The organism is Streptomyces sp. AcH 505, assembly GCF_000818175.1.
Lineage (GTDB): Bacteria > Actinomycetota > Actinomycetes > Streptomycetales > Streptomycetaceae > Streptomyces.
Genome location: NZ_JTIY01000001.1, coordinates 6,822,021 through 6,831,143 on the forward strand (window position 1 = coordinate 6,822,021; position 9,123 = coordinate 6,831,143).

A 9,123-nucleotide genomic window follows, 5' to 3' on the forward strand; every position below is an offset into this window, starting at 1 on the left:
GGCCCGCCGGCCGTGCCGCGCCGCAGTCCGGCGGCCTCGGCGCCGGCCTCGGACCTGATGCCGCGCAGCAACTCCCAGGCGGCGGCCTCGTCGAGCACTCCGCTCACCACGTTTCCCTTCCGGGGGCCGCGTCCGGCGCCGGCAGGGGAAAATAACTGGCGAAGGAATCGACGAGTGCGGCGAGGAGTTCCTTTCCCTTCGCCGCGGAAGCCAATGAAGGACGGCCTATGACACCGGACTCGGTGTAGCCCCGCATGCCGAGGGTGAGCAAATGCCGCCGGTCGTCGGCGAGGAAATCGGCGGACTCGTAGCCGGGGCGTACCAGTTCGGGACGCTCGTGCAGCAGGATGGAGGTCTCCACTTCACCGGCGTGCATATCGCTGTTGGACGATGTCCGCACATCGGCTCTCTCTCGTGCGGTGGCCCAGTCGGCCGAGCTGGGAAAAAGGGCCATGCGTGTGCCGTGTGTCGCGGATTCCTGGACCACGTTGCGCAGGACGTAGTTTCCGCCATGTCCGTTGACGAGAATAAGAGTTCCGATTCCGGTTCTGCCGAGCGAGTCGGCGACATCCCGTACCACGGCGCCCAGGGTCGCGGCCGAAATGCTCACGGTGCCCGGCCAGTCGGCGTGTTCGTGCTCGTGCGAGCAGGAGATCGTCAGCGGCGGCAGCAGCAGCACCGGATGAGCGGCTGCGACCGCGCCGCCGATCGCGCAGGCGACGACCGTATCGGTCACCAGCGGCAGGAACGCGCCGTGTTGCTCGAAACTGCCGATGGGCAGGACGGCGACATCGGGCCGGCGTTCCCTTACGTCCACGGTGGTCTCCCGTGGCAGCGGCCCGGCGGCCGTCCGCGGTATTTCCGGCCCACTCATCTCATGCCACCCTTTCGCCCTGCGGTACGTGACTTCGCGCCGCGGTACTCGACCGGCACGCGCAAGATCAGGCTACGCGGAAATGATCCGTTCCGTTTCTGCTTTCGCGTTCACCGCGGGGCAGTTGGCGGATACGATCTGGTCATGACGGAAAGTGCTGGCAAGTCCGACGGCGGGGCTGGTTCATCGCTTGTCGAGCGGGTGGTGGACGTACGACTGGCCACTGTGCACGGCGATTTTCTCGCAATCGGCTATCGGGACAGCTGTCGCGCGGATGAGCAAATGGCCCTGGTGTACGGCGATGTCGGGGGAGAGGACCCCGAAGGAGCGGCGGAAGGGGTGCTCACCCGTCTGCATTCGGAGTGTCTGACCGGAGACGCCTTCGGGTCCAGACATTGCGACTGCGGGGACCAACTGGCCGCCGCGCTGGGCGCCATCGCACACGAGGGGCGGGGGGTCCTCATCTATCTCCGGGGCCACGAGGGCCGGGGCATAGGGCTGTTGGCCAAACTCCAGGCGATGCGGCTCCAGGCGGACGGACTGGACACGGTCGAGGCGAATCTGGCCCTGGGACTGCCCGCTGACGCCCGTGACTACGGAGTGGCGGCCGGGATCCTGCACGACCTCGGCGTGAGTTCCGTACGGCTGATGTCGAACAACCCCCGGAAGAGCCAGGCCCTGCTGCGGCACGGCATCAAGGTCGCCGAGCGGGTCCCGCTGCTGATGCCCCCGAGCGACGAGAACATCAGATATCTGCGGACCAAGCGCGAACGCCTCGGCCATCACCTGCCCCATCTGGAGGCACCGGTCGTCAGGGGCGTATGACGTCCGAGGAAGCGCGTTCGACGGCGAGCATCGCGGCGTCGTCGCCCAACGGGCCGCCCGTATGAGCGACGAGGTCGCGGTGCAGCCGCTCCAGCAGCGCCTCAGGACCTGACGGGGGGAACGAGGCCACCCGCTCGGCCAGGGGATAGAACTCGCCCTCCGGCGAGCGGGCCTCGATGACGCCGTCGGTGTACAGCAGCAGCGTGTCGCCACGCTCGAAGGCGAACACATCTCCGTGATGCTCCGGCGCCGGCAGCCCGCACAGCCCGAGCGGTGGCGAGGGCCGGGCCGCGTACAGCACCGTCGTGCGCCGGTCGCGCAGCAGCAGCGGCGGGGGATGGCCGCAGTTGATCATCTCCGCGTGCCCTTCGTCGTCCGGGATCTGCAGCAGCAGGCCGGTCACGAAGTGCTCCCCGGGGTCGGCCGTCGTGTCGCTGACGTCCTCCAGGTCCTGGCAGACGCTCTCCTCAATGACCTCCACCAGCTCCGGCAGGCCCGGGCAGCGCCGGGCGCCCTCCCGGAAGGCGCCCAGGACGACGGACGCCTCGCCGATCGCCGCGAGGCCCTTGCCCCGCACATCCCCGATGATCACCCGGCTGTTCCGCCCGCCCGCCCGGGTGACGGCGAACAGGTCACCACCGATCTGGGTGTCGTCCTCGGCCGCCAGATAGCGCCACGCCACCCGCAGCGGTCCGACCCGCCCCGGCGGCGGGCGCAGCAGCACCCGCTGAGCCGTCTCGGCCACCGATCTGACCCTGGTCAGCTCCTGGCCGCGCCGCTCCCGGACATGACAGAAGAAGACGACCAGCGCGGACAGCACCGCCAGGGCGATGATCTGCGCGACATGGTTGGCGGTGGTCAGACCGCCGTGGAACACGGCGATGAAGATCTGCGCCGCCACGGCCGCGCCACCCACCATGGCGGTACGCAGCGGCCCGCCGAAGGAAGCGGTCAGGGCGGGGGCGATGACCAGCAGCGGACCGAGGTGGACGTATTCGGGCGACCGCACATCCACGGCGGAGATCACCACGATCAGTGCCAGCGGAATCACCATGAGTGCGCCGCCGGGACTCCGCGTCAGCAGATGATCCAACCGACGGGCATCCATATCTACCTTTTCGCACCTGGTCGTACGGGACCGGCCGCGCCGCTTCTGCCACGCCGGGCGAGGGCACGCTGCGCCGCCGAGAACGCGCCTGCCGCCCGGTGCGTGCGCAGCGCGGCGCGTGCCGCGTTGGCGCCGGGCGCGCCGTGCACCCCGCCACCGGGATGCGCGCTCGCGGACGCGAGATACAGACCACGAACGGGGGTCTCGGGCCGCCCGGTGCCGGGCGTGGGGCGGAAGACCAGCTGCTGGTGCAGGCTGGTGGTGCCGCCGTTCAGCGCGCCACCGTGCAGATTGGCGTCCAGCGATTCCAGGGTGGGCGGCGCGAGGATCCTGCGGGCCAGGACGCGGTCGCGGAAACCGGGCGCGTACCGCTCCACCTGCGCCTCGATCCGGTCGGCCATGGCCGTACGCTCCCGCTCGTCCCAGCTGCCGGTGAGCCCGTCCTCCCCGGCGTCGCCCTTGATCCGGTGCGGCACGTGGGTGTAGGCCCACGCCGACTCCGTACCTGCCGGTGACCGGGAGGCGTCGGCGGTCGTCATCTGCCCCAGCAGCGCGAACGGCTCGTCGGGCACCTGCCCCATGGCGATCTGCGCGGCGAACCGGGTGAGCGCGTCGACCCCGTCGGCCAGATGGACCGTCCCCGCCGTCGCCGCCTGCGGGGCGGTCCAGGGGATCGGACCGCTCAGCGCCCAGTCGACCTTGAAGGTCGCGAAGTCCCACTGGAAGCGGCGCAGGTCGTCGAAGACCCGGTCCGGCAGCTCCGCCGCGTCGACCAGCCGGGTGTACAGGTCCGGCGCCGCGACATCCGCCAGGACGGCCTTGTGGGCCACGATCCCCTCGCCGCCGGCGGTCCGTACGCCCACGGCGCGGCCACCGCGTACGACGACCTCCGTGACCCGCTCACCGCAGCGCACACCGCCGCCGAGCCGCTCCAGCCGGCGCACCAGAGCGTCGGTCAGCCGGCCGGAACCGCCGACCGGCACCGGAAAGCCATGTGTCTGGCCGAGCATCGACATCAGCCAGCCGAAGCCGCCGCTGCCCGCCGCCTCCGGGGCGAGATCGGCGTGCAGCGCGTTGCCAGCCAGCAGCAGTCTGCCGCCCTCGCCGGTGAACTCCTCCTCGCCGAGCCGCCGGACCGGCAGCGCCATGGTGCGGGCCAGCCGCAGTCCGCCGCCCGCCCGCAGCCGGGCGGCCAGCCGCGCCGCGGCGCGCACCGGCGGGAACGGTGTGAAGAGGGCTTCCAGCAGGGGTTCGTCCAGCAGGTCCCAGATACGGCACAGATGCTCCCAGGCCTGCCCGTCGCCCGCGCCGAACGCCTCAAGCCCTTCCGCCGTCGACTCGCGGTCGCGGTCCAGTACGGCGCAGCGGCCGTCCGCCAGCGGATGCGCGAGCACCCGGGGCGCGTGGGTCCAGCGCAGTCCCTCCGCCTCCAGGGCGAGCGCGCCGATCACCGGAGAGGCGGCGGCCAGCGGATAGAAGGCGCTGAAGACGTCGCTGATGTAGTCGGGATGCACGCCCCGGTCGCTGCGCAGCGCCCCGCCGGGCTCCTCCTGCGCCTCCAGGACCTCCACGCTCCAGCCCGCGTCGGCCAGCAGATTGGCGGCCACCAGCCCGTTGGGTCCCGCGCCGATCACCACCGCGTCAGGCATGGGCTGTCCTGGCGCCGCGGGGCAGCCCCTCGACCACATCGGCGAGGCGGCGCAGCATGCTGCGGTGCCGGAGCTGGATCAGGGCGTCGACGGCGCCGTTGTGCAGGGACCCGCCGGGGCCGGTCAGCGGGTGCTCGTCCACGACCACCAGGGTGTCCTCGCCCCAGGGGTTGATCTCGACGGCGATACGGGCGGTGCCGAGCGGCCCTGAGAAGGCTTCCAGTTCGAGCCGCAGGGGCGGTTCGTGGCGGCGTACCACGGTGTGGCCGCTCGCCTGCCACGGGCCGAGCCGCACCAGGTACTCGATCTTCGAGCCGAGCGCGGGCCAAGCGTCGTCCACCGGGTGGGACTTGTAGGTGCCCACCACCCAGTCCGCGTAGCGCGAGCCGTCCGCGAGCACGGCCCACACATCGGCCGGAGGCCGTTTGATCAACTGGTGCCGGACAGCCATGGGTCCTCCGGGGTGTGTCGACCGGAACGGAAAAGGGCTCCCCCGAGTCAGCGTAGGTCAGGACCCGGTTCCCGGCCTGTCGGCCCGGCGGCGGGGGCCGCGGACACGCGGTGAACGACCCTGCGCGGTCAACGGCTGTCCCAGGATGGCAGGATTGCGAGCATGACCAGCAATGTTTATTTCGACATCAGCATCAACGACGAGCCCTCCGGGCGGATCGTCTTCCAGCTGTTCGACGACGTGGTGCCGAAGACGACGGCGAACTTCCGCGCGTTGGCCACGGGCGAGCAGGGATTCGGCTACGCGGGCTCGTCCTTCCACCGGATCATCCCCGAGTTCATGCTGCAGGGCGGCGACTTCACCGCAGGGAACGGCACCGGCGGCAAGAGCATCTACGGGCAGAAGTTCCCGGACGAGAACTTCCAGCTCAAGCACGACAGGCCGTTCCTGCTGTCGATGGCCAACAGCGGCCCGGACTCCAACGGCTCGCAGTTCTTCGTCACGACCGTGGTGACGAGCTGGCTGGACGGCAAGCACGTCGTCTTCGGCGAGGCCGTCGAGGGCCAGGACCTGATCCGCAAGATCGAGGCGCTCGGCACCCGCTCGGGCGCCCCCAAGGCCAAGGTCACGATCACCGCGTCCGGCACGGTCTGACCGGTACGTACCGCACCCCGCCCGGGGCGGACCGCCCGGCCGCGGACCCTGTCTAGGCAGTGTCGGCGGACCGGCCGAAGCCGTCCTGGGCGTGCGGTGCCGGATATCCCGGCGGGGAGAAGCAGGCCGTGACGGTTTTGCCGTCGCTCTGCGCGTGCGTCTCCCAGCTGTCGGCGAGCGCGTCGATGATGGTGAGCCCCCGCCCCGACGTGGCCAGCTCCTCGGACGACCGGGGCGCGGGCACCGCGTCACCCGAGTCGTGCACGCTCACATGCAGACAGGTGTTGTCCCAGGCCAGGATCAGCTGCGCGGTGCTCCGTGCGTGCACATGCGCGTTCGTGATCAGCTCCGAGACGGTGAGCAGCACGTCGTCCACCGTGTCGGGCGCTTCCGCGGTCCACGGCAGCGAGTCGAGGTGCGCGCGCGCCCAGTTACGGCCCGCCTGCACCCCTCCCGAGATGGGGAAGGACTGCGCCCACCCCACTGCCTTCATCGACATGTCGCCCACCGTGCTCCTCCTCGATCCGCTGCACCGGTTCGTCGTCTACCCCCGGATAACGGGGCGAGTCGGCCGGCCGGGCGCGGGTATCACCGAGCGGAAACCCGCAGCGCCCTGATCGCGGCGCTCGCCGTTCAGCCGCCGGTGTCGGTGGCCGTGTGAACGGCGTCGCCCGCCCGCAGCAGGCGCAGAAAGGCCTTGATGCCGGTGATGATCTCCTCGTTGTCCGTCAGCCGGTTCACCGTGGCCTCGAACTCCCGCCCCAGCAGCACGATCTTCCGGTCGGCCTCGTCGGCGCGCGCGTATACGGAGGCACCCAACGCATCGACGGAGCGCCGCAGTTCGGCGAGCGCGAGGTACTGCTCCTCGGCCTTGTCCTCCAGGACCTTCATCCCGCTCTCCGTCCGCCCGACCTGCTTGCGCAGTTCCAGCACGTCGTCGCGGGGATACGTGACGTCCGTCAGCAGCGTGCGCAGCCGCCCGCGCAGTTGGCCGAAGTAGGCGCCGGCGGGCCGGAAGACCGTGCTCAACAGGCAGAAGCCGGCGAACCAGTAGCCCGTCGCCCCGCCGGTCGCCGCCGTGACCGCGACGACGACACCGGCCGTCAGCACATGTCCCGCCACGGCGGCCCGCAGCATCAGCCGCGCGATCCGGGCGGCCTCGGCGTCGCGCTCGGGCGAGATCTCCAGGCCCTTCTCGCGGCTCACCCCGATCTCGGCAAGCACCGCATGTGCCCGGAAGTACAGGTTCCACGGGACGGTCAGCAGCACGAGCAGCCACAGCAGACACAGCGCGCCCGCCCCGGCGGTGAGCAGTGCCGGCAGCGGGGCGCCGGCCGCGTACGCCGCGGCCAGCGCCCCGGCGGTCAGTGCGACCACCAGCAGCGCGCCCAAGAACTTCCCCATGCCGTCCCCCAGTTCACCGGTCGATACCCCGGCCCTCACCCTGGCGGTACGGCGCGGACGGGGCATGAGTACCGCTACTCAAAACGGAGTCCGACGGTCAGCCCCACCGCATAGTTACCGTCGGGTAGGGTCGATCGTGTCGGCCCGCCGGCCCAACTCGCCCGGCACACTTCGAAGGAGTAGTCATGCCCACTCTCGACCGTGTGGACGATGTCTTCGTACTGGATCTCGGAGACACCGAGAACCGCTTCCACCCGGACTGGCTCACCGAGGTCAACGCCCTCCTGGACCAGGTGGAGAAGGCGGACGGACCGCGCGCCCTGGTGACGGCGGCCACCGGCAAGTTCTTCTCCAACGGCCTGGACCTCGACTGGCTGCTCGCGCACGGCGAACAGGCCGGCGAGTACGTCACCGACGTACAGGAACTGTTCGTCCGGCTGCTGACCCTGCCGATGGTGACCGTGGCGGCCCTGCAGGGACACACCTTCGCCGCCGGCGCGATGCTCTCGCTCGCCCACGACTTCCGGGTGATGCGCGCCGACCGGGGCTACTGGTGCCTGCCCGAGGCGGACATCAACATCCCGTTCAGCGTCGGCATGTCCGCACTCATCCAGGCCCGGCTGACCCCGCAGACGGCGCACGAGTCCATGGTCACCGGCCGCCGCTACGGCGGCGGCGACGCGCTCGCCGCGGGGATCGTCGACCGTACGGCGGACGAGGACGCCGTACGCGCGGCGGCCGTCGAGATCGCCCGGAGCCAGACCGCCAAGGACGGCCGCACGCTCGGGACGATCAAGAACCGTATGTACGCGCCCGTCGTCGCCGCGCTGCGGGACAAGGAAACGCCCCTCAGCCTCGGCTGAGCGCCGGGCCGCGCCGAGGGGCCGTCGGGCACGGCCCCCGGCCCCCGGGCGCCGGCCCCTGGCTCAACGGGAAGCCCCTGGCTCAGTGGGAAGCGGCGCTCGCGTCCTTGCGGCTCGGCAGCTTCCAGTTGGGCCGGACGAAGTGGCAGGTGTAGCCCTCCGGGTACTTCTCCAGATAGTCCTGGTGCTCCGGCTCGGCCTCCCAGAAGTCACCGACGGGGGCGACCTCGGTCACCACCTGCCCCGGCCAGAGCCCGGACGCGTTCACATCGGCGATGGTGTCCTCGGCCACCCGCTTCTGCTCGTCGTTCGTGTAGTAGATGCCGGACCGGTAACTCGTCCCGATGTCGCCGCCCTGGCGGTTGAGCGTCGTCGGGTCGTGGATCTGGAAGAAGAACTCCAGCAGGGTGCGGTAGGACGTCAGGGCCGGATCGAAGATGATCTCGATCGCCTCGGCGTGCGTCCCGTGGTTGCGGTAGGTCGCGTTCGGCACATCGCCACCGGTGTAACCGACCCGGGTGGAGACAACGCCGGGGTACTTGCGGATCAGGTCTTCCATGCCCCAGAAGCACCCGCCGGCGAGAACCGCGCGCTCGGTCGAATCCGTCATGTCGTCTCTCCTTACCTCAAGCGTCGGACAGCGTCCGGCGCACCCTCCAGTATCGCCGATCCGGCACGTAGCCGGAGGCGGTCACCCCTGCGCCGTGGGACGGACGACGATCTCGTTCACATCGACGTCGGCGGGCTGCTCGACGGCGAAGGCGACGGCGCGCGCGATCGCGTCCGGCGGGATGGCGAACGCCTCCTTCGAGGCGGCCAGCTGGGCGCGTACCTCGGGGTCGGGCACGGAATTCGTGAAGTCCGTCCTGACGAAGCCGGGGGAGACGACCGACACCCGCACATCGGGACCCGCCTCCTGGCGCAGCCCGTCGGAGATCGCCCGGACCGCGACCTTCGTGGCCGAATAGACGGCCTGGTTCGGCACCGTGCGGTACGCGGCCGTGGACGCGGTGTGCACGAACTGCCCGAAGCCCTGGCCGCGGAAGACCGGCAGCGCGGCGGCGATGCCGTGCAGGACGCCCCTGACATTGACGTCGATCATCGCGTCCCAGTCGTCGACACGCAGGTCGTCCAGGGCGGAGACCGGCCCGATGCCGGCGTTGCTGACGAGTACGTCGAGTTTCCCGTACCGTTCGCGGGCCAGTGCGACGAGAGCCGCCAGATCGGCGCGGCGCGTCACGTCCGTGACGGTGTGGGCGGCCTCACCGCCCTCGGCGGCGATACGGGCGGCCAGC

Annotated in this window: 11 protein-coding genes; 3 read left to right on the forward strand and 8 right to left on the reverse strand. The window is 70.8% G+C overall.

Going from position 1 to position 9,123, the window contains the following annotated elements:
• Positions 1-103: 103 nt before the first annotated feature.
• A complete protein-coding gene (locus HY68_RS29835; protein WP_041994750.1) occupies positions 104-874 on the reverse strand; it encodes a creatininase family protein in 771 nt (256 codons plus the stop codon).
• A gap of 144 nt (positions 875-1,018) precedes the next feature.
• Between HY68_RS29835 and ribA the strand changes: the two genes are divergently transcribed.
• Complete coding sequence (gene ribA, locus HY68_RS29840; RefSeq protein ID WP_041994753.1) at positions 1,019-1,699, forward strand: GTP cyclohydrolase II; 681 nt, start codon at positions 1,019-1,021, stop codon at positions 1,697-1,699.
• On the opposite strand, the gene HY68_RS29845 is transcribed toward ribA, so the two are convergent.
• From HY68_RS29845 to HY68_RS29855, 3 genes are read right to left on the reverse strand one after another with little or no spacing between them, the layout of a single operon-like run.
• Complete coding sequence (locus HY68_RS29845; RefSeq protein ID WP_241778714.1) at positions 1,686-2,792, reverse strand: PP2C family protein-serine/threonine phosphatase; 1,107 nt, start codon at positions 2,790-2,792, stop codon at positions 1,686-1,688. The two genes, ribA and HY68_RS29845, sit on opposite strands and share 14 nt — an antisense overlap.
• A gap of 17 nt (positions 2,793-2,809) precedes the next feature.
• On the reverse strand, positions 2,810-4,456 hold the full coding sequence (locus HY68_RS29850; RefSeq protein WP_041994756.1) for an NAD(P)/FAD-dependent oxidoreductase: 1,647 nt from the start codon (positions 4,454-4,456) through the stop codon (positions 2,810-2,812).
• Positions 4,449-4,907 (reverse strand): SRPBCC family protein, encoded by a 459-nt coding sequence (locus HY68_RS29855; protein ID WP_041994759.1) that lies wholly within the window; start codon positions 4,905-4,907, stop codon positions 4,449-4,451. The genes HY68_RS29850 and HY68_RS29855 overlap by 8 nt, the downstream gene beginning before the upstream one ends.
• A gap of 162 nt (positions 4,908-5,069) precedes the next feature.
• On the opposite strand from HY68_RS29855, the gene HY68_RS29860 reads away from it, so the two are divergent.
• On the forward strand, positions 5,070-5,561 hold the full coding sequence (locus HY68_RS29860) for a peptidylprolyl isomerase (RefSeq protein WP_041994761.1): 492 nt from the start codon (positions 5,070-5,072) through the stop codon (positions 5,559-5,561).
• A 52-nt stretch (positions 5,562-5,613) separates the two neighbouring features.
• Here the strand turns inward: HY68_RS29860 and HY68_RS29865 are convergent, their stop codons facing one another.
• Positions 5,614-6,054, reverse strand: a complete 441-nt coding sequence (locus tag HY68_RS29865) for an ATP-binding protein (RefSeq protein WP_041997595.1) — start codon at positions 6,052-6,054, stop codon at positions 5,614-5,616.
• Between the two features lie 140 nt (positions 6,055-6,194).
• Positions 6,195-6,965 carry a hypothetical protein gene (locus HY68_RS29870; protein ID WP_041994765.1) on the reverse strand — a complete coding sequence of 257 codons (771 nt, stop codon included), beginning with the start codon at positions 6,963-6,965 and terminating at the stop codon, positions 6,195-6,197.
• 185 nt (positions 6,966-7,150) lie between these two features.
• Between HY68_RS29870 and HY68_RS29875 the strand changes: the two genes are divergently transcribed.
• Complete coding sequence (locus HY68_RS29875) at positions 7,151-7,828, forward strand: enoyl-CoA hydratase/isomerase family protein (RefSeq protein WP_041994768.1); 678 nt, start codon at positions 7,151-7,153, stop codon at positions 7,826-7,828.
• Positions 7,829-7,910: 82 nt separating this feature from the next.
• Here HY68_RS29875 and msrA read toward each other — a convergent pair whose 3' ends face one another.
• Together msrA and HY68_RS29885 are read right to left on the reverse strand one after the other, a co-directional pair.
• Complete coding sequence (msrA, locus tag HY68_RS29880) at positions 7,911-8,438, reverse strand: peptide-methionine (S)-S-oxide reductase MsrA (protein ID WP_041994771.1); 528 nt, start codon at positions 8,436-8,438, stop codon at positions 7,911-7,913.
• 81 nt (positions 8,439-8,519) lie between these two features.
• Positions 8,520-9,123 (reverse strand): SDR family oxidoreductase (locus HY68_RS29885; protein WP_041994774.1); only part of this gene is annotated, 604 nt, incomplete at its 5' end.

Excerpts from the sequence above, each read along its gene's own strand:
- HY68_RS29850 (WP_041994756.1), bottom strand. The coding sequence starts at position 4,456 with ATGCCTGACGCGGTGGTGATCGGCGCGGGACCCAACGGGCTGGTGGCC.
- HY68_RS29835 (WP_041994750.1), bottom strand. The coding sequence starts at position 874 with ATGAGTGGGCCGGAAATACCGCGGACGGCCGCCGGGCCGCTGCCACGG.
- msrA (WP_041994771.1), bottom strand. The coding sequence starts at position 8,438 with ATGACGGATTCGACCGAGCGCGCGGTTCTCGCCGGCGGGTGCTTCTGG.
- HY68_RS29870 (WP_041994765.1), bottom strand. The coding sequence starts at position 6,965 with ATGGGGAAGTTCTTGGGCGCGCTGCTGGTGGTCGCACTGACCGCCGGG.
- HY68_RS29865 (WP_041997595.1), bottom strand. The coding sequence starts at position 6,054 with ATGAAGGCAGTGGGGTGGGCGCAGTCCTTCCCCATCTCGGGAGGGGTG.
- HY68_RS29875 (WP_041994768.1), top strand. The coding sequence starts at position 7,151 with ATGCCCACTCTCGACCGTGTGGACGATGTCTTCGTACTGGATCTCGGA.
- HY68_RS29860 (WP_041994761.1), top strand. The coding sequence starts at position 5,070 with ATGACCAGCAATGTTTATTTCGACATCAGCATCAACGACGAGCCCTCC.
- ribA (WP_041994753.1), top strand. The coding sequence starts at position 1,019 with ATGACGGAAAGTGCTGGCAAGTCCGACGGCGGGGCTGGTTCATCGCTT.
- HY68_RS29855 (WP_041994759.1), bottom strand. The coding sequence starts at position 4,907 with ATGGCTGTCCGGCACCAGTTGATCAAACGGCCTCCGGCCGATGTGTGG.